This is a genomic window from Actinoallomurus sp. NBC_01490, assembly GCF_036227085.1.
GTDB lineage: Bacteria > Actinomycetota > Actinomycetes > Streptosporangiales > Streptosporangiaceae > Actinoallomurus > Actinoallomurus oryzae.
The window spans coordinates 9,420,401-9,439,190 of the sequence record NZ_CP109433.1 but is presented as its reverse complement, the minus strand read 5'-3'; the positions used below and the strand labels follow the sequence as shown (position 1 = coordinate 9,439,190).

General features: G+C 70.5%; 15 protein-coding genes. 7 read left to right on the top strand and 8 right to left on the bottom strand.

Translation table 11 applies throughout. The annotated features are described in order from the left end of the window. The first annotated feature begins 82 nt into the window (after positions 1-82). From OG417_RS43260 to OG417_RS43240, 5 genes are all read left to right on the top strand, one after another. A complete protein-coding gene (locus tag OG417_RS43260; protein ID WP_329241994.1) occupies positions 83-2,311 on the top strand; it encodes a type IV secretion system protein in 2,229 nt (742 codons plus the stop codon). Between the two features lie 7 nt (positions 2,312-2,318). Continuing rightward, on the top strand, positions 2,319-2,945 hold the full coding sequence (locus tag OG417_RS43255) for a hypothetical protein (protein ID WP_329241991.1): 627 nt from the start codon (positions 2,319-2,321) through the stop codon (positions 2,943-2,945). A 10-nt stretch (positions 2,946-2,955) separates the two neighbouring features. After that, on the top strand, positions 2,956-4,098 hold the full coding sequence (locus tag OG417_RS43250; protein ID WP_329241988.1) for a C40 family peptidase: 1,143 nt from the start codon (positions 2,956-2,958) through the stop codon (positions 4,096-4,098). Positions 4,099-4,174: 76 nt separating this feature from the next. After that, positions 4,175-4,564 (top strand): (deoxy)nucleoside triphosphate pyrophosphohydrolase, encoded by a 390-nt coding sequence (locus OG417_RS43245; RefSeq protein ID WP_329241985.1) that lies wholly within the window; start codon positions 4,175-4,177, stop codon positions 4,562-4,564. After that, positions 4,564-4,863, top strand: a complete 300-nt coding sequence (locus OG417_RS43240) for an MTH1187 family thiamine-binding protein (RefSeq protein ID WP_329241982.1) — start codon at positions 4,564-4,566, stop codon at positions 4,861-4,863. The genes OG417_RS43245 and OG417_RS43240 overlap by 1 nt, the downstream gene beginning before the upstream one ends. On the opposite strand, the gene OG417_RS43235 is transcribed toward OG417_RS43240, so the two are convergent. Next, on the bottom strand, positions 4,858-6,810 hold the full coding sequence (locus tag OG417_RS43235; protein ID WP_329241978.1) for a serine/threonine-protein kinase: 1,953 nt from the start codon (positions 6,808-6,810) through the stop codon (positions 4,858-4,860). The two genes, OG417_RS43240 and OG417_RS43235, sit on opposite strands and share 6 nt — an antisense overlap. A gap of 303 nt (positions 6,811-7,113) precedes the next feature. Between OG417_RS43235 and typA the strand changes: the two genes are divergently transcribed. Further along, positions 7,114-8,970, top strand: coding sequence for a translational GTPase TypA (typA, locus tag OG417_RS43230; RefSeq protein ID WP_329241975.1), 1,857 nt, complete (start codon positions 7,114-7,116; stop codon positions 8,968-8,970). Between the two features lie 30 nt (positions 8,971-9,000). Here typA and OG417_RS43225 read toward each other — a convergent pair whose 3' ends face one another. From OG417_RS43225 to OG417_RS43200, 6 genes are all read right to left on the bottom strand, one after another. Further along, positions 9,001-10,227 carry a response regulator receiver protein gene (locus OG417_RS43225; protein ID WP_329241972.1) on the bottom strand — a complete coding sequence of 409 codons (1,227 nt, stop codon included), beginning with the start codon at positions 10,225-10,227 and terminating at the stop codon, positions 9,001-9,003. Continuing rightward, positions 10,224-12,584 carry a serine/threonine-protein kinase gene (locus OG417_RS43220; protein WP_329241969.1) on the bottom strand — a complete coding sequence of 787 codons (2,361 nt, stop codon included), beginning with the start codon at positions 12,582-12,584 and terminating at the stop codon, positions 10,224-10,226. The genes OG417_RS43225 and OG417_RS43220 overlap by 4 nt, the downstream gene beginning before the upstream one ends. A 70-nt stretch (positions 12,585-12,654) precedes the next feature. Further along, the gene (locus OG417_RS43215) at positions 12,655-13,197 is read right to left on the bottom strand and encodes a DUF4282 domain-containing protein (protein WP_329241966.1); all 543 of its coding nucleotides are present in this window, start codon (positions 13,195-13,197) and stop codon (positions 12,655-12,657) included. A 262-nt stretch (positions 13,198-13,459) separates the two neighbouring features. Further along, positions 13,460-14,236, bottom strand: a complete 777-nt coding sequence (locus tag OG417_RS43210) for a succinate dehydrogenase/fumarate reductase iron-sulfur subunit (RefSeq protein ID WP_329241963.1) — start codon at positions 14,234-14,236, stop codon at positions 13,460-13,462. A 1-nt stretch (position 14,237) separates the two neighbouring features. Further along, positions 14,238-16,115, bottom strand: coding sequence for a fumarate reductase/succinate dehydrogenase flavoprotein subunit (locus tag OG417_RS43205; protein WP_329241960.1), 1,878 nt, complete (start codon positions 16,113-16,115; stop codon positions 14,238-14,240). Between the two features lie 13 nt (positions 16,116-16,128). Next, complete coding sequence (locus tag OG417_RS43200) at positions 16,129-16,959, bottom strand: hypothetical protein (protein ID WP_329241957.1); 831 nt, start codon at positions 16,957-16,959, stop codon at positions 16,129-16,131. A 343-nt stretch (positions 16,960-17,302) separates the two neighbouring features. On the opposite strand from OG417_RS43200, the gene OG417_RS43195 reads away from it, so the two are divergent. After that, positions 17,303-17,854 carry a hypothetical protein gene (locus OG417_RS43195; RefSeq protein WP_329241954.1) on the top strand — a complete coding sequence of 184 codons (552 nt, stop codon included), beginning with the start codon at positions 17,303-17,305 and terminating at the stop codon, positions 17,852-17,854. Here OG417_RS43195 and OG417_RS43190 read toward each other — a convergent pair. Beyond that, positions 17,841-18,782, bottom strand: a complete 942-nt coding sequence (locus OG417_RS43190; RefSeq protein WP_329241951.1) for a LysR family transcriptional regulator — start codon at positions 18,780-18,782, stop codon at positions 17,841-17,843. The two genes, OG417_RS43195 and OG417_RS43190, sit on opposite strands and share 14 nt — an antisense overlap. Between the last annotated feature and the right edge of the window lie 8 nt (positions 18,783-18,790).

Sequence of the window (18,790 nt, the reverse complement as noted above, 5' to 3'; positions counted from 1 at the left end):
GCCCCCCACCCGCCGCCGGCGAAAGGCGGCGGGGCCCGCAAAACCCCGGCGGAAGCGCAGGTCGCTTCTCATCCTCTGCCTGATGGCCGTCTTCGTCCTCAGCCCGGTCGGAGTCGCGAGCGCGGACCCACCGATCAACACCAATCCGAACGACGCCTGTTCGCCGGCCGACCATCCCTCTCCGGAGGAGTACGGGTCGGGCATCGACGGCATGGTCAAGCCGCCCGACTACCCGAGCCAGCAACTGCAGAAGTCGCCACCGGAACGGCTGACCTACTACGACCGCTACGGCACCGAGGGCCAGTCCTGGCACGCGGTCGACATGGGCTGCTCGGACGCCATGGCGATGGTGGGCAACTCCATCTCCAACGTGGTCTTCACGCTGGCGAAGGCCTTCGACCGGACGACGATCACCATCTATGAGGCGGCGGCGTCGGAGTCGTTGCTCGGCTGGTTGAAGAAGACCGTCGACGGCGTCATCAAGGGCATGGGCAACACCTTCGGCGCCAAGTACTGGTCGTGGGTGGTCATCCTCGGCGCGTTGTGGCTGGCCTGGTGGGGACTGATCCGGCGACGAGCGAGCCGGGTCGCGGAGGGCACCATCTGGATGGTCATGGCGATGGTCGCCCTCGTCTGGCTGATCGGCAGACCCAGCGACTTCACGACGCTCGGCACGAAAGTGTCGAACGGCGCGACGGCGGCGTTCAACGCTGCGCTGCCGCAGAGCAACGCCAACGCCTCGGCCTGCATCCCCGGCGGTCCCGGGGCGCAGCAGGCGGTGCAGAACGACGCGGTCACGCGTAACGCCAACGGGCTGTGGGTGACGCTGGTCTGCAAGCCGTGGCTGATGGGCGAGTTCGGCACCGACGACGCGAAGAGCAAGATCGTGCAGGACAACGGCGCGAAGCTGCTGTCGTCGCAGGCGGTCGACCTCACCGAGACCTACTCGGGCAAGAAGCCGGACGTCGGCCAGAAGGCGGACGACTACAAGGCCGTCACCAAGAACATCAAGGAGAACTATCCCGGCGTCTATCCGCTCTTCCAAGGGAAGAACTGGACGTCGCGCCTGGCGGTCTCCTTCGGGGCGCTGCTCGCCGCGCTCGTGGCCGGCCTGCTCGTCCTCATCATCGCGGTCATGCTGATGGTCCTGAAGATATCGTTCCTGCTCCTGCTGGTGGCGGGGCCGATCTTCCTGGGGATCGGCATCCATCCGGGGATCGGGCGGGTCATCGCCATCCGGTGGTTCGAGCTGCTGCTGTCGACACTGCTGAAACAGGCGGCGCTGATCGGCGTGCTCGCCCTCCTGCTGTGGTGCTACGGCCTCGTCATGGCGGAGAGCCTGCCCTGGGGGCTGCAGATCCTGCTCATCTCTCTGGTGACGCTCGCGGCGTTCATCTACCGCAAGCCGTTCCAGCACCTCTTCGCCGCCGTCGGCTACTCGGCCGTCGGCTCGCGTAAGAGCGAGGAGCATCTCGACCAGGCGGTACGGGAGACGCGTAAGCGGACCACCGCGGTCGCGACCGCGGCGGTGCCGGGAGCCGCGGGCTACCGGTTCGGACGCTGGGCGGCGAAGCGTGAGTCCGGGGCGGCGACGACCGCGCCGAGCCTCGTCATGACCGACGACGATCGAGAGCAGGTCGGCGGCGGGGTTCCGGCCGGGGCCGAGCGGCGGAGCCGCGCGTCCCAGCTGGCGGCCAAGGCCGCCGGCGCGCCGCGCGGAAGCGCGCCGCCGCTCAACCTGTCCCCGCGGGCGCAGCCTCCCGCGTCACCGTCCGGCGGGAGGGCGAACGGCGGAGCGATCCGAGGGGCCCGGCCCAGCGGGTCCGGTGCGTCCGGAGGCTCGACGCGGCCACCGGCCGGCGGTGCGCCCCCGCGCGAAGACCGGCCGTCCGCGCCCAGCGGTGGCAACAGCCGGCCGCCCGCGTCGGCCATCGGCCCCAGCTGGGGCGGCGGTGGCCGCGGCTCCGGCGGCGGCTCGGGCTCCGGCGGCGGCGCGTCGCCCCGGCGCCAGGACGGCGGCAACGGAGGTCGCGGCTGGTTCGGCGGCGGCGAGAAGGAGGGCTCGGGCAGAGGCCGGTCCGGCGGTGGCCGCACGGCGGCACGGCCCGGCTCCGGCCGGTCCGGCGGGCCGGCCAAGGGCGGATCGGGCGGCAGGCGGGATCCCGCCTCCGGCGCCGGCAGACGGGACACCGACGGCACGGAAGGCGGCGCCCGGCAGGCGCCACCGCTGTGGTCCGGGAAGTCCCGTGAGGAGGCACCGGCCATGCCGTTCTGGCTGCGCCCGGTGAAACGCGACGACGGCGAAGAGTGAGCTACGGATGGATCTGACGGACCGTCAGCGCAAATGGCTGTTCGGGGGACTCGTCGTCGTACTGGCGGCGGTCGGCGTGTTCCTCACGATCGGTAGCGGCGGAGGGCACCACGGCGCGCGTGCCGAGCACGCGAGCACACCCACGCCGAGCGCGCCGCCGTCCACGGGCAGCGCCTCGCCGGTGAGCGGGCCGACGCCATCGCCCGGTTCGTACGACATCTTCTCGCTGCTGCCGTTCACGCAGAAGGACTTCACCACCGCGGCGGACGTCGCACGCCGCTTCACCGCCGCGTACGGCACCTATCGGTTCGACGAGGACCCGTCGGCGTACCTCAACCGGATGCGCAACCTGGTCACCTCCGACGTGCTGAACCAGCTCCAGCAGGGGGTCGCGGCACCCGGGACCATCGCCCAGCGGAAGCAGGACCAGGAGAGCTCCACGTGCGACGCCACGCTGGACTCGATCCGGGACATGTCCAAGGACCAGCTCATCTTTCTCGCGACCGGGAAACAGCACATCACCAAGGGAGGGAAGACGACCGACTCCAGCCAGCAGTACGCGGTCACGATGACGCGTTCCGGCGGCGGCTGGGTGGTCTACGCGTTCGCACCGGCAGACGTAGGTGATAAGTGAGAGGCAGGAAATGAGGCTTCGCCGGCGCCTGAGGAAGATAGGCAGCGGCTTCGGGGGGCGCACGAACAGCCGCCGCTTTGTCTCGCTTCATCGTTTCGCCCGTACGGACCGGGGTGCGGTCCGGCTACCGATCGTCATCATCGCGGGCACCGCCGCGATGTTCCTGCTGAGCCTCGTGGCGATTCCGCTCTTCTTCGGCGCCAACCAGCTGTACCAGGGCGCCGCGGGCGGAGGGGACTGCACCGACACCTCCGGAGCCGCCACGCAGCCCCAGCAGTCGGGGGACGCCAACAGCATCCCGTCGAACTACCTCGCGCTGTACAAGAAGGCCGGCCAGCAGTACGGCATCCCGTGGAACGTCCTCGCCGGCATCGGATGGGTCGAGACCCACCACGGGACGCTCAAGGCCCCTGGCGTGCTCAGCGGAGAGAACTTCGCGCACGCGGGCGGACCGATGCAGTTCATCCCCGGCACCTGGAAGATCTACGGCGTCGACGGCAACAACGACGGGAAGAAGGACCGCTACGATCCCGCGGACGCCATCCCCGCCGCCGCGAACCTCCTCAAACACGACGGCGCGCCTACCCACATGCGCTCGGCGATCTTCGCCTACAACCATTTGGTCTCGTACGTGAACAACGTGCTGTCGACGGCGCAGAAGTACGCGAGCGGAACCTTCAACGTGGTGCAGGCCAACGGCCCGACGTGCGCCGACATGAACGGCGCCCCCGCCGCCCCGAACGCCGTCGTCGCCAAGGTCATAACGTTCGCCAAAGCCCAGCTCGGCAAGCGGTACGTCTACGGGGCCGTCGGCCCGGACACCTTCGACTGCTCCGGCCTGACGATGACCGCCTACCGAACCGCCGGTGTCACCATCCCCCGGCTGTCCGACGCGCAGTACTGGTGGGGCGCGTCGGTGCCCAAGGGCCAGGAGCAGCCGGGCGATCTCGTCTTCTTCGACTACAAGCACGGCCACAGTGGGCCAGGTCACGTGGGCATCGTCTACAACCCTCAGAAGGGCATCATGATCGTCGCCCCGCACACCGGCGACGTGGTGAAGCTCCAGAATTACAAGACCTATCCCGGCGGAGCGGTCGGCTTCACCCGGCCGACCGCGCACAACGGGCACAACGGTCCGACGAAGCACCTCTGACGGCGGGAGAGACGTCTGAGGCCGGAGCGACGGCACGCGGTCGGGGCGCCGGGTAATGAGAGGGAGGTGGGGCGGCATGCGCGGTCTTGTCGTCGGGGCGGCGATCATCGCCGGTGGCCGGCTTCTGGCGGCACAGCGGGCGGCACCGCCTGAACTCGTGGGCGGCTGGGAGCTTCCCGGCGGAAAGGTCGAGCCCGGCGAGACGGACGAAGAGGCGCTCACCCGCGAATGCCGCGAGGAACTCGATATCGAGGTCACCGTCGGACGGCGGATCGGGGACGACTGGCCGCTGCACAACGGTTATGTCATGCATGTCTGGACCGCCACGATCGCGAAGGGTGAGCCGAAGGCCCTCGAGCATTCGGATCTGCGCTGGCTGAGTGAGGCGGAGCTGTTCGACGTAGCGTGGTTGCCGGCCGACCTGCGCGTGATCGAGGCGGTACGTGCGCACCTCAAGGAGTCTTGATGATCGTTGCCTTTTCCGTGACGCCGCTGGGCGTCGGCGAGTCGGTAGGGGAGTACGTCGCCGACGCGGTGCGCGTCGTACGGGAGAGCGGGCTGCCCAACCGGACCGACGCGATGTTCACCAGCATCGAGGGCGAGTGGGACGAGGTGATGGACGTGGTCCACCGGGCGGTCGACGCGGTCGCCGCCCGGGCGCCGCGGGTCAGCCTCGTGCTCAAGGCCGACGTGCGTGAGGGAGTGTCGGAGGGCCTGACCTCCAAGGTCGAGACGCTCGAGCGGCATCTCGGCACCGGTTCATGAGGGAGAAGGCGACGGGTCGGCCGCCGAAGCCTTGATCAGCGCGAGCACCTCCGGCCGCACGAGATCGGAGATCCTGTCGTACGGAACGGTGATCACGGTCTCGGCGCATGCCCAGAAATAGCCCAGCAGCGGAGGCATGACGTCGAACTGGAGGCCCGTTCCTGTCGGCATCAGATCGAGTACACGGGTCTCCTTGTCGTCATTGTCGAGGGTGCGGGGGCTCAGCGTGTCCTGACCGGACCTCTCGCTGCCGTCGCAGAGTCCCTTGCCGGGAGCGGCGTCGGAGATGCGCCGTTCGAGGTCGGCCAGGCCGGATCGGGTGACGGCCTCGGGCCGGAGGATGTCCGATGCCCTGAGTCGCCGGCCGGTGGTGAGGTCGACGGTGACGGCGCGCGTGGTGCCCAGATCCAACGGAGTGAGCGGTGCGTTGTGGGCCTTGAAGACGTAGCGTGCCGCCACCAGCCGTGGGCCGCGCAGCCCGAGTTCGATGCCTGTCGCGATCGCCGGGTTCTTCACCCCGATGCCCCCGGCGTCCGCGACACGGGCCACGCGGTAGCGCCGCAGTTGTTCATCGAGTGGCGCTCGCAGTTCCCGGTTCACGCGTTGTGCTAGAGCCGGGTCGCGCAGGCCGTCGATACGCACGTACTTCCCCGCGACCATGAGGGCCGGGCGCGTGTACCGCTCGGTCAACGAGGCGAACGCGATGGTGGGGCCCTTCGGCGCAGCCGACCGGGGCGGTCCGTGGTGTTCGCGGCCGCCGCCGCGGTTCGCGATGACGAAGACGGCCGCCGCTCCGACGACGATCGCACCGACGACGGCCGCGCCGGCCTTGGTGCCCGCGTGGCCGAGCACGGTCTTCGCGGCCCCGTTGCCGGTCCCGCCCGGGCCGCCGTTCGCATCACCGGTGGCGCCTCCGCCCGTGCCACCCGCTCCTCCACCGCCTGCCCCTCCACCGCCTGCCCCTCCACCGCCTGCCCCTCCACCACCTGCCCCTCCACCACCTGTTCCTCCACCGCCCGGTCCGCCCAGGCCGCCGCCTGCGGCCCCGCCTCCACCGCCCGATCCGGTGCCCAGCGCGATCGCCAGAGGGGAGAGCGCGGCCAGCGCGGCGGCGATCTCGGCCAGGTGGCGCCGGCCGGTCCGTTCCCAGCCGCGTCCATAGGCCTCGGTCGCGATCCGCTCCAGCTCGCCGACGAAGTCGAGTGCCGACGCCGGCCGGTCGGACGGGTTCTTCGCCATGCCGCGCAGGACGAGCGGGCGTATCGGCTCGGGGACGTCCTCAAAGGGGATCGGCGCGGTCAGATGGAGGTGTTCGAGGGCGTCCAGGTCGGTGCTTCCGTATGGCGGACGGCCGCTCACGCACTCGAAGAAGACGCACGTCGCGGCGTACACGTCGGTGGAAGGTGCGGCATGGCCGCCTGTCCACTGCTCGGGGGCCATGTACCTCGGTGTTCCGGCCGGCACGTCGGCCTGGCCGGAGCGGACCGCGATCCCGAAGTCGGCGATCTTGCTCTGTCCGTCGTTCTGGACCAGCACGTTCCCGGGCTTGTAGTCGCGGTGCACGATCCCTGCGGAGTGGGCGGCGCCGAGGCCGACCAGCGAGCCCTTCAGCACGGCGAGGGCGGCCTCGGGGCCGGCCGGGCCGTGTGCGTCCAGTACCGCGCGAAGGGACGCGCCGGAGACCGCCTCCATCACGATCGCCGCGGCGCCCTCTGCCTCGGCGTACTCGTACAGCCGGGTGACATGCGGGCTGTCCAGAGTGGCCAGGATCCGGGCCTCCTGGCGGAACCGGGCCAGGAACCGGTCGCCGCCGAGACGTTCTACGGAGAGATATTTGATCGCCACGAGGGTGCCGGACCCATCGTGGCGCGCCAGTACGACCCGGCCGAAGGCACCCGTGCCCAACTCGCGCAGTTCCGTATAGCCCGGGGCTCTCCAGTCGGTCACACCCGCTCCTCGGTGCTTTGGCGGCGCCGGACATAAGTGCGCGAGACGCCCCGGTGAATGCTCCGGCCAGGATCGAGGCGCCCCGCACAATCGTTCGACGCGGAGGGTGCCGGATCGGTTGCCGTCAATACCGATACTTCCCCAGCATCTGCCACTTCCGGGCATCTGCCCGGTGCCGCCGCCCTGGGCCGCACGGCGGCCAAGCCGCCCGGTCGGCCAAGGCGTCCGGTCGGCCAAGTAGACTTGTGGTCGCCGCGTGGATCCCGCGGCCACTCCCACACCCACGAAGCGAGACCCGCACGCATGCCCACCGCCATCAGGGACGATCTGCGCAATGTCGCCATCGTCGCCCACGTCGACCACGGCAAGACCACTCTCGTCGACGCCATGCTCTGGCAGTCCGGCGCGTTCCGCGAGAACCAGGACGTCAACGAGCGGGTCATGGACTCCAACGATTTGGAGCGCGAGAAGGGCATCACCATTCTCGCCAAGAACACCGCGGTCCGGCACGGCGGCATGACCATCAACATCATCGACACGCCGGGGCACGCCGACTTCGGCGGCGAGGTCGAGCGCGGCCTGTCGATGGTGGACGGCGTCGTCCTCCTCGTGGACGCCTCCGAGGGCCCGCTGCCGCAGACCCGGTTCGTGCTCCGCAAGGCGCTCAGCGCGAAGATGCCGGTCATCCTCGTCGTCAACAAGGTCGACCGGCCCGACGCGCGCATCGCCGAAGTGGTCGACGAGGCCTATGAGCTGTTCCTCGACCTCGACGCGTCCGAGGACCAGATCGACTTCCCGATCGTGTACGCCTCGGCCAAGGCCGGCCGGGCGAGCCTCACCAAGCCCGACAACGGCGGGCTGCCGGACAGCGAGGACCTCGAGCCGCTGTTCCAGGTGATCCGCGAGACCATTCCGGCGCCGTCGTACGACCCGGACACGCCGCTGCAGGCGCACGTGACCAACCTGGACGCCAGCTCCTACCTCGGCCGGATCGCGCTGTGCCGTGTCCACGCGGGCGTCATCAAGAAGGGACAGCAGGTCGCGTGGTGCAAGCACGACGGCACCATCGAGCGGGTGAAGATCACTGAGCTGATGATGACCGAGGCGCTCGAGCGCAAGCCCGCCGAGGAGGCGGGGCCGGGCGACATCATCGCCATCGCCGGCATCCCGGACATCATGATCGGCGACACGCTCGCCGACGCGGAGGACCCGCGTCCGCTGCCGTTGATCACCGTCGACGAGCCGGCCATCTCCATGACGATCGGCACCAACACCGGCCCGCTCGCTGGCCGCGAGAAGGGCACGAAGGTCACCGCGCGGCTGGTCAAGGACCGCCTGGACCGCGAGCTCGTCGGCAACGTCTCGATCCGCGTTCTGCCGACCGAGCGGCCCGACGCGTGGGAGGTCCAAGGACGTGGCGAGCTGGCGCTCGCGATCCTCGTGGAGACGATGCGCCGCGAGGGGTACGAGCTCACCATCGGCAAGCCGCGGGTCGTCACCAAGGAGATCGACGGCAAGGTGCACGAGCCGGTGGAGCGGCTGACGGTCGACGCGCCCGAGGAGTATCTCGGCGCGATCACCCAGCTCCTCGCCGTGCGCAAGGGCCGTATGGAGCACATGACGAACCACGGCACGGGCTGGATCCGGATGGAGTTCCTCGTGCCGGCGCGTGGTCTGATCGGTTTCCGCACCGAGTTCCTCACCGAGACCCGTGGCACGGGCATCGCGCACCAGGTGTTCGAGGGCTACGAGCCGTGGTTCGGCGAGCTGCGCACCCGGCCGACCGGATCCCTGGTCTCCGACCGGACCGGTGCCGCCACGGCGTACGCGATGTTCAACCTCCAGGAGCGCGGCACGCTGTTCGTCGCCCCGGCGACCGAGGTGTACGAAGGCATGATCGTCGGTGAGAACTCCCGTGCCGACGACATGGACGTCAACATCACCAAGGAGAAGCAGAAGACCAACGTGCGGTCCTCGACCGCGGAGGTCTTCGAACGCCTCACCCCGCCGCGCGTACTCAGCCTCGAGGCGGCGCTGGAGTTCATCGCCGACGACGAGTGCGTGGAGCTGACCCCGGCCGCGATCCGGTTGCGCAAAGTGGTCCTGGACTCCAAGGAGCGCGAGCGCATCCGCGCCCGCGGCAAGCGCGGCCAGGCCTGACCGGGCCGGGGGTGAGCGGGGCCGGGAGGGTCAGCGGTCGCGTTCGCGGTGCCGGGCCTGGGGCTGCCGGCGGTCGCTGCGCCGCCGTGTGACCGGAAGGCGCTGTTCGCCCGGCTCGATCCGCCAGCGCACGTCGGCGTGGATGCCGGCCTGTTCGAGGCGCTCGCGGGCGGCCTCGAACGACGCACACCACTGCTCCTCGCGCTCGACGTCGAGGCGCCGCTGGTCGTCGCTCTCGGCGGGTTCGGTGCGCAGCAGCGCCATGCGTATCCGCCGCGCGTCGTCGACGCGGACCTTGACCGCGTGCTGTGACCAGTCGCCCCGGGTGAGGACGGCCTCACCCGAGTCGGCGGTCAGGGTCTCGAAGCCCTCGTCCACCTCGTAGCCGAGGCCCGCGAACGCCTCCCGGAGCGCGGTCGTCACGTACCGGCGCTCGGCCTCGCGCTGGAGGTCGCCGACGAGGCGTACGGCCTCGGCACGAAGCCCCTCGTCGAGGGCTGCGGCGCCCTCGGCGACCTCGGCCAGCCGCGCGCGTACGTCGCCGGCGGCGGGATGGGTCTCCAGCTCGCGGACGAACCGCGCGGCGGCGGCACGGTCGTCGCGCCTCCTGCGGGCGTGCTCGTTGGCCTCCTGGATGCGGATGCGCACCTCGGTGAGGCGGCTCTCGGCCTCCCCCTGCGTGGTGGCGGAAGCGGCCTCCTCGGCGGCCTCGGTGACACGGCGCCGGTCGGCCTCGGTGGTGTCGGGCAGGAGCCGGGCGAGGACCCGGGCCAGGGTCGTGGCGAGCGCGGTGGCGGCGGGCGGCGGCGACGCGGCCGGTGCGGTGGCCTTCAGCGTCTCGGCGGCGGGAGCGAAGATGCGGCCGGTCACGGTGGAGGCGATGGCGGTGGCGAGCTCCTCTTCGGCCGTGGCCAGGGCGGCGTCGGTCTCGGCGCACCAGGCGACCAGCTCGCCGGCGGTCTTCCCGGCGGGCTCGAAGGGGAGCGGCAACGCGATCTGGGCGTCGTTCTCCTTGGCCGACGAGGCGAGCGCGGCGATGCGCGCGTTGCGGTCGAGCACTTCGGCGATCGCCTGCTCGTGGTGCCGGATCTCCTGGAGCCGGCGCGCTCGGATCTCGGCGCGCTCCTCGGCCAGCCCGGCGAGCAGGCCCGTGCCGGCGGCGGCCAGCCCGGCCGCGCCACCGAGCACGCGGATCAGCCCGAGGCTGGCGATGACCGCCGCGTCCAGTGCGATGTCGGCTTCGACGCCGCTGCTCACAGTCGCCCTCCCACGGCCTGCTCCTTCGTACGCTCACGCTCCTGCCGCCACCGCTGCGCCCGGACTCCGGTCATCACCACGTGCGCGATCGCCGCCGCCACCATGACCGCCAGCCACAGCAGCCAGGCGATGGAGATCACCATGGCCACCACGACCAGGAAGACGACCAGCGGCACCACCGCGACGAGCAGCAGCACGCCGCACCCGGCCGGACCGCGGCGCCGCGTGGCTCCCGACAGTGTGCGGGAGACGCCCGAAACGCCTCGCTTGACCCCGCCGAGGCCCTTGGCCAGCCAGGACCACGGCCCGAGCGGCAGGTAGTCCGCGCCCTGGCGCGACGCGAGGAGGACCTCGCAGGCGACGCCGACGAGCCAGGTGACGACCGCGGCGACCACGAGCAGTGTGGTGGGAGCGCCGACCGCGCCGACACCGCCGTAGCTGTCGCTTCGCGCGGCGTGGCGGAGCTGGGCCAGGAGCCATCCGCCACCCGCCCACACGACCAACAGGGGCAGCGTCCACAGAACGGCACGGGCCATCGCGGCAGGACGGCCGGCGAGGCGCCGGCGCTCGCGTTCGTTCCAGTGGCGCAGACCTTCGGCGGTCCGGCGTTCGGCCTCCTGCCGGTGGCGGGCCGCACCCTCGATCTCCAGCACGGCGTCCGGCGCGGCGCGTACGAGGGCGAAGAGCCGCAGCGGATCGTCTCCGGCCTGCTCGGACAGCCAGCCGAACCAGGGAACGGGCTCCCGGACCTGCTCCCGCGCCCGTACGGCGGCCGATCGAAGCGCGTCCTCCGTCTCGGCGGGCCGGCCGGCCAGCGCGAGGAGGGTCGCGAGCACCACGGGAGGCTCGTCCAGCCCGCGGGCGCCCGCGTCGGGGAGGCGGCTCGCCGTACGCGGGAGCTGGGAGCGCAGCCAGCCGGCGAGGCGGCTCCACTCGGCGGCGAGCCCGTGCCAGCGGTCGTTGATCGCCGGAAGTTCGTCGCCTCCGGCGAACGCGGCGAACTCCGGCAGCAGGTGCAGCTCCCAGAGCTCCCGTACGACGCGGGCGGCGGTGGCCCGGTCGGGGTGGCGCGGGTCGTCGACCACGCCCGCGAGCGCGGGCAGGTCCTCGGGCAGGACGCGGAGCCCGAGGTAGTACGGCTCCAGCGTCGGGTCGAGCCAGCGCACCAGGTGCAGGAGCTTGACGTTCGGCGGGCGGTCGCCGGTCAGTGACTGGTCGATCAGGCGGATGCGGCCCTCGGAGTCGTCGTCGAAGCCGCTCAGCCACTCGCGCAGCGCCTGCCACGCCTCGCTCGGCCCGACCGGGGTGAACATGGTGCCGAAGAAGTAGCGTGCGGCGTTGTCCCAGTCGGCGACGAGCGCACGGGCGAACTGTGCGCGGTCGGTGTAGGTCTGCCCGCCGAACGCCAGCGCGCCCCGCGCGGCGCCGGCCGCGAGCGGGGAGACGCGCGGCGGCTCGGGCTCGGCGACGGCGGGACTCTCGCCGGCGAGCCAGCGCTCGACCTCCTCGCCGGTCCAGCGCCGGCGGGGGTCACGCGTGAGCAGGCCGCGGCAGAGCAACCGCATGCGCGGGTCGGCGATGTCGTCGCAGTCGATGGTGCGCGTGGCGAGGTGGTCGACGACGGCGGTCTCGCTCATGCCGGCGAACGGGGTACGGCCGGTGAGGAGCTCGCGCACGATGATGCCGAGCGACCACCAGTCACGGGCGGGGGAGACCTGGCCGGACAGCGACTCCGGCGCGGCGTACGCCAGTGTCCGCGACGACGACGCGAACACCACGCTCTGCTCGATCACCCGGCTCAGCCCGAAGTCGGTGATGGCGAGACGCATCGGCGTGGTGCCGCGGACCAGGACGTTCTCCGGTTTGAGGTCGCGGTGCACGATGCCCGCCCGGTGCAGGCGGTCGAGCCCGGCCGCGAGCTGCGCGACCACCTCGGCGACCAGCGCGGGCGGCAGCCGTGACCCGACGGCCCTCAGGTTGCCGGCCGCGATGTACTCGATGACCTCGTAGTCACGGCCCTCGGCGTGCCCGGTCTCCAGGATGCGCACGACGTGCGGCGAGTCGAGGGTGGGCAGCTTCTGCCAGACCTCGCGGTCGGCGGTGAAACCGCGGCGGAACAGCTTGACGACGAGCTCGGTGCCCGCGGCGTCGCGTACGTGCAGGAGGTCGGACTCGGCGCCCTGCGTGGGCAGCTCGCCGATCAGCGTGAGCCGGCCGGACAGCTCGGCCGGGAGCCGTACGAGCGAGGGCGGCGCGGACGGCTCACCGTCACGACGGGTCGTGTCCGGCCGGTCGGTGTCGCGGCGCGTCCCGAACTCATCGCGCCGCGTGTCGGACGGCCGCTCGATGTCCGCCACTACCCGTCCCTCGCCACGTCCGCCGTTGCCTGTGCGAGCCTAACGCGCCCGCGCGCACCCAGGACAGGGATCAGCGAAGCCCTTCCCGCTCCCGCATCGCCTTGAGATGCTCCGTGATCTTGAACTGGTTGATGACGAACTCCAGCACCATGCGAGTCGCGAGAAGGCCGCCGATCCAGACGATCGGCGTCGCAACCAGCGTCGCGAGCGCCAGGGGCTTGTTCCACACGGAGAAGCTCCAGGCGAACAGCAGCATCACGAGAGCGATCAGCGAGTAGATCACGATCGCCAGCACGTAGGACATCTTGATCAGATTGGCCGTGACCATATGGTCGAAATTGAGATCGAAGAGTGCCCCGAAAAGGCCCTTGCCCTCGCGGCTGCGCGGGCCGTAACCCGGCGGCTGAGGGGGGGCGCCATGGCCGGGAGGCGGAGCCTGCCAGGGACCGCCGGGTTGCGGCGGCGGACCCGGGTAGGCGTGCGGGTCGGTCTGGTAAGGCGGGGGCGGTGGTCCGCCCGGGTACGACGGCTGGGGCTCGCCCTGTCGCGGTGGCGGGGGACGGTGCCCGGGATCGTCGTGGGGGTTTGACATCGCGGTCTCCTCGGCTTCCACCGTCAAAGGCTAGACCGACAACGACCGCTCTTCACGTGACCGAGCCGCCGAAGCCTGTTTTGCTCTGCCCTCATGACGAAGCTCGGTGGACGGCGGTGCGCTGAAGCCGCGTTCTCGCCCGACGGACGCGCTCTCGTTCCCGACCGCCCAAGCACAACGCGCGTGGAGCCCGCCGCGTCACCGCCGCGGTCGCCGAGTTCGTCCCGACCCGGGAGAAAGGCGAACGCCCGGCCGGGGCAGGGCCGGGCGTTCGGGATGTGGCTTATGCCTTCGGGGTTTCCTTCTCCTTGTCGCGCTTGACGATGCCGATCTTGGAACCGAGCCAGACCAGCGGGTCGTAGCGGCGGCCGACCACGCGCTCCTTCATCGGGATCAGGGCGTTGTCGGTGATCTTGATGTGCTCCGGGCAGACCTCGGTGCAGCACTTGGTGATGTTGCAGAAGCCCAGGCCGAACTCCTCCTGGGCGATCTGGCGCCGGTCGGCCACGTCCGCCGGGTGCATCTCCAACTCGGCCACTCGCATGAGGAAGCGGGGGCCGGCGAAGTGCTCCTTGTTCTCCTCGTGGTCACGGATGACGTGGCAGGTGTTGTTGCACAGGAAGCACTCGATGCACTTGCGGAACTCCTGCGAGCGCTCGACGTCGACCTGCTGCATGCGGAACTCGCCCGGCTTGACGTCGCCTCCGTCGAAGGAGGGGACCTCGCGCGCCTTCTGGTAGTTGTACGACACGTCGGTCACCAGGTCGCGGATGACCGGGAAGGTGCGCATCGGCGTGACGGTGACCGTCTCGTCCTCGTCGAACGTCGACATCCGCGTCATGCACATCAGCCGCGGGCGGCCGTTGACCTCCGCCGAACACGAGCCGCACTTGCCGGCCTTGCAGTTCCACCGGACCGCCAGGTCGGGCGCCTCGGTCGCCTGCAGGCGGTGGATCACGTCGAGGACGACCTCGCCCTCGTTGACCTCGACCGTGTAGTCCTTGAGCTCACCCTTGCCGGCGTCGCCGCGCCAGACCCGGAACTTCGCCTTGTAGCCCATCTCACTTCTCCTCAGCGGGGAGCTCGTCCTCGGTCAGGTACTTCTTCAGCTCGTCGAGCTCGAAGAGCCCGATGAGGTCGGCCCGCATCGGCTCCATGTCCTGGCGCTTGAGCTCGACGGTGCCGTCACTCAACCTGCACACGAGGTTCAGCTTGCGCCACTCGGCCGACATCTTCGGGTAGTCGTCGCGGGTGTGGCCGCCGCGGCTCTCCTGGCGCTCCAGCGCCGCCCTCGCGACGCATTCGGACACGAGCACCATGTTGCGCAGGTCGAGCGCCAGGTGCCAGCCCGGGTGGTAACCGCGGCCGCCCTCGACGGAGACGGACCCGACCCGCTCGCGCAGCTTGCCGAGGGCCTCGATCGCCTGCTCCAGCTCCTCCTCGCGGCGGATGATGCCGACGAGGTCGTTCATCGTCTGCTGCAGCTCCTGGTGCACCGCGTAGGGGTTCTCACCGCCCTCGCGCTCGTACGGCGCGAGCGCCTCGGCCATCGCCGCCTCGATCTCGGACTCCGGCACCGTGACGGTGACCTCCGAGGCGTACTCCGAGGCGCCGAGGCCGGCCCGTCGCCCGAAGACCAGCAGGTCGGACAGGGAGTTGCCGCCGAGGCGGTTGGAGCCGTGCATACCGCCGGAGACCTCGCCGGCCGCGAACAGGCCGGGCACGAGCGCCGCGCCGGTGTCCGGGTCGACCTCCACGCCGCCCATGACGTAGTGGCAGGTCGGGCCGACCTCCATGGGCTCGGAAGTGATGTCGACGTCGGCCAGCTCCTTGAACTGGTGGTGCATCGACGGCAGCCGCTTGATGATCTGCTCGGGCTTCAGCCGGGAGGCGATGTCGAGGAACACGCCGCCGTGCGGTGATCCGCGCCCCGCCTTGACCTCGGCGTTGATCGCGCGGGCCACCTCGTCACGCGGCAGCAGCTCGGGCGGGCGCCGGTTGTTGTCGGGGTCCTCGTACCAGCGGTCGGCCTCTTCCTCGCTGGTCGCGTACTGGTCCTTGAAGACGTCCGGGATGTACTCGAACATGAACCGCTTGCCTTCGGAGTTGCGCAGCACGCCGCCGTCACCGCGGACGGACTCGGTGACGAGGATGCCCTTGACCGACGGCGGCCAGACCATGCCGGTCGGGTGGAACTGCACGAACTCCATGTTGATCAGCGACGCGCCGGCGAGCAGCGCGAGCGCGTGCCCATCGCCGGTGTACTCCCAGGAGTTGGAGGTCACCTTGAAGGACTTGCCGATGCCGCCCGTGGCCAGCACGACGGCGGGCGTCTCGAAGACCACGAACTTGCCGGTCTCGCGGATGTAGCCGAAGGCGCCGCAGATCTTGCCCTCGTCGTCCTTGAGCAGCCGGGTGATCGTCGTCTCGGCGAACACCTGGATCTTGGCGTCGTAGTCGCCGAGCTCCTTGTGGTCGTCCTGCTGGAGCGAGACGATCTTCTGCTGGCAGGTGCGGATCAGCTCCAGGCCGGTACGGTCGCCGACGTGCGCAAGGCGCGGGTACTCGTGGCCGCCGAAGTTGCGCTGGCTGATCTTGCCTTCTTTGGTGCGGTCGAACAGCGCGCCCCAGGCCTCCAGCTCCCAGACGCGGTCCGGCGCCTCCTTGGCGTGCAGCTCGGCCATGCGCCAGTTGTTGAGGAACTTGCCGCCGCGCATCGTGTCGCGGAAGTGGACCTGCCAGTTGTCGTTCGGATTGGCGTTGCCCATGGCCGCCGCGGCACCGCCCTCGGCCATGACCGTGTGCGCCTTGCCGAACAGCGACTTGGAGATGATCGCGGTCTTCTTGCCCTGCAGCCGGGCCTCGATCGCGGCGCGCAGGCCTGCACCGCCGGCGCCGATGACCACGACGTCGAACTGCAGCCTTTCGATTTCAGTCACTTGTGGTCGGTCCTTAGTTGAAGATCCGCAGGTCGGAGAAGGCCCCGTGTGCGACGAGCGCGACGTACGCGTCGGTCACCGCGAGGGAGACCAGCGTGATGAGCGCGAACTGCCCGTGCCGGGTGTTGATCTTGCTGATCTGGGTCCAGAGCCAGTAGCGGATCGGAGCCTTGGAGAAGCTCTTCAGCCGCCCGCCCATGACGTGGCGGCACGAGTGGCAGGACAGGGTGTAAGCCCACAGCAGGATGACGTTGGCCCACAGGATGATCGTGCCGAGCCCGATGCCGAAGCCGCCGTCCGCGCCGTGGAACGCCCTGATCGCGTCCCAGGTGTTGACGATGGAGATCAGGCCGGCGATCACCCAGAAGTAGCGGTGCGCGTTCTGCAGGATGAGCGGGAAGCGCCGCTCGCCGGTGTAGGCGCCGGGCGTCCTGCGCACCGGGCTCTTGTCCGGGACGGCGCACGCCTGCGGCGTCAGCCAGAACGCCCGGTAGTAGGCCTTCCGGTAGTAGTAGCAGGTCAGCCGGAACCCCAGCAGGAACGGCAGCGAGATCAGCGCGTACGGGATGAAGAACGGCAGGTGGTCGGGTACGAACCTGCCGAAGTCCGCCGCCTCGGGTGGGCACGCCTTGCTGACGCACGGGGAGTAGAACGGCGTCAGGTAGTGGTACTTGTCCACCCAGAAGCTGCTGCCCATCATCGAGCGCACGGTCGCGTAGACGACCCAGGCCAGGAAGAAGACGAACGTCGCCAGCGGGCTGAGCCAGTAACGGTCCTTGCGTAGGGTGCGCGCCGGGATCTGGGCCCGATCCTTGGACGGCGCTTCCACCGTTGTCTGCGTCATGCGGGATTCTCCATCGAAGGCACACCACCTGGGGAGGCTGCCTGTGCTCTGAGCCTCTCCTCTGTTCAGGGGCGCTCATACGTTATTAGGGAGTTGTCACGAGCACGATACGAGGCGCGGTCGCCACGTGTGAAACTCCCCACTTACTCGCCAGTAGGGTGCGCCTGATTCAAGTGTTATTGACCAAAGATCTACTTATGAGAATTATTGCACCGTCTGTGATGGTTTCACGTCGAGTGTCCGTTTGAGAAGACGGTGTGGTGGGCAAATCGAGGATTTTCCCATCGGCCCCTCGGGCCTCACTAGCATGCGAACCACGAGACATCTGTGACGGGAGTTGTCGATGCGGGGCCGGAGCCATTTCGGGCCGGGAGCGTACGTCGTCCGCTACGCCTGGTGGGGGCCGCTCGTGCCGGCCGTCGCGGGCGCGGCGATCGTCGCCGGGTTCCTGCTCGGCGTGACCTCACGTCCGCCCTGGTTGCACTGGCGTCCCGGCGCTCACCTGGACCCCTGGGGCTGGACGATGTACGGCGCCCAGTGGCTGATGCCGCTCGTCGGCGCCGGGCTGCTGGTGTTCGCCGTGGTCGGCCTGCGCCGGGTGGCGCGCGGGGCGGTGGCGTTCGCGGTCGCGGAGAAGGGCGTCTACTGGTGCCCGTCGGGCAAGCCCTCGCAGGGCGAGTGGTTCGCCTGGGACGAGGTCACCGCGATCGAGTTCCACTCCGCCGACGGCGGGTCCACCGGCCGCGGCGCGGTCGCGCTGCGCGGCTACGCGCCCGAGCGCGACGACCGCCCGCGCCTGGTCTCCACCCGCCTCGGCGGCTGGCGCATCGCCCCCCGGCGGCTGGGCCGTGCGCTGCGGGAGTTCGCCCCCGACGTGGAGGTCATCTCCCACTGACCCCGGCGATCCGCGAGACGCCCGGCGGCAGGTCGCCGCGGCTCTCGGCCTCGGCGAGGAACGTCAGCAGGGTCTCGTGGAACGCCCGCGCGGCGTGGGTCGGGTGCACGTCCTTGCGGTGGGCGAGCGCGATCGTGCGCTCCAGGCCCGGCGGCGCCAGCGGTGTGCCGACCAGCCCCGCCCGGCCCGACAGCACCATCGAGGGCACGAGCGCCCGTCCCAGCCCGGCCTCGACGAACCGCAGCACCCCGTCCATCTCGCCGCCCTCGACGGCGAACGTCGGCTCGAACCCGGCCTGCCGGCACGCCGTCTGGGTCGCCTCCCGCAGGTCATAGCCGCTGCGGAACATCACGAGCGGCTGGCCGCGCAGGTCTTCGATCCGCACGTACGGCCGCTTGGGCGGGTCCGAGCGCGGCGACACCACGACCAGATCCTCCTGCAGGATCGGGGTGGTCTCCAGTGAGGGGTCGGTGCTCTGCAGCGGCAGGATGATCAGCGCCAGGTCGAGGTGCCCGCGCGCCAGGTCCCGTACGAGGTCGCGGGAGCCGCCCTCCTCCACGCGCAGCTCGATGCCCGGATAGCGGCCGCGGAAGCGCGCCAGAGCGTCGGCGAGCAGCCCGGCGAACAGCGACGGGGTCGCGCCCAGCCGCACCCGGCCCCGGCGCAGGCCGGTCAGGTCCTGGATCTCACGCCGGGCCGTCTCGACGTCGGCGAGGATGCGCCGGGCGAGCGGCAGGAGCGCCTCGCCGGCCGGCGTCAGCGTGATGTTGCCCCGCGCCCGGCTGAACAGCGGCGCGCCCAGCTCCGCCTCCAGCGTCTTGATCTGCTTGGACAGGGACGGCTGCGCCACCCGGAGAGTTTCCGCCGCCCGTGTGAAATGCCTCACCTCCGCGACGGCGACGAAGTACGAGAGTTGCTGTAGCTGCACAGCCCATA

Coding starts and splice junctions, on each gene's coding strand:
- OG417_RS43210 (WP_329241963.1), bottom strand. CDS start 14,236: ATGGGCTACAAGGCGAAGTTCCGGGTCTGGCGCGGCGACGCCGGCAAG.
- OG417_RS43245 (WP_329241985.1), top strand. CDS start 4,175: ATGCGCGGTCTTGTCGTCGGGGCGGCGATCATCGCCGGTGGCCGGCTT.
- OG417_RS43255 (WP_329241991.1), top strand. CDS start 2,319: ATGGATCTGACGGACCGTCAGCGCAAATGGCTGTTCGGGGGACTCGTC.
- OG417_RS43250 (WP_329241988.1), top strand. CDS start 2,956: ATGAGGCTTCGCCGGCGCCTGAGGAAGATAGGCAGCGGCTTCGGGGGG.
- OG417_RS43240 (WP_329241982.1), top strand. CDS start 4,564: ATGATCGTTGCCTTTTCCGTGACGCCGCTGGGCGTCGGCGAGTCGGTA.
- OG417_RS43195 (WP_329241954.1), top strand. CDS start 17,303: ATGCGGGGCCGGAGCCATTTCGGGCCGGGAGCGTACGTCGTCCGCTAC.
- typA (WP_329241975.1), top strand. CDS start 7,114: ATGCCCACCGCCATCAGGGACGATCTGCGCAATGTCGCCATCGTCGCC.
- OG417_RS43260 (WP_329241994.1), top strand. CDS start 83: ATGGCCGTCTTCGTCCTCAGCCCGGTCGGAGTCGCGAGCGCGGACCCA.
- OG417_RS43200 (WP_329241957.1), bottom strand. CDS start 16,959: ATGACGCAGACAACGGTGGAAGCGCCGTCCAAGGATCGGGCCCAGATC.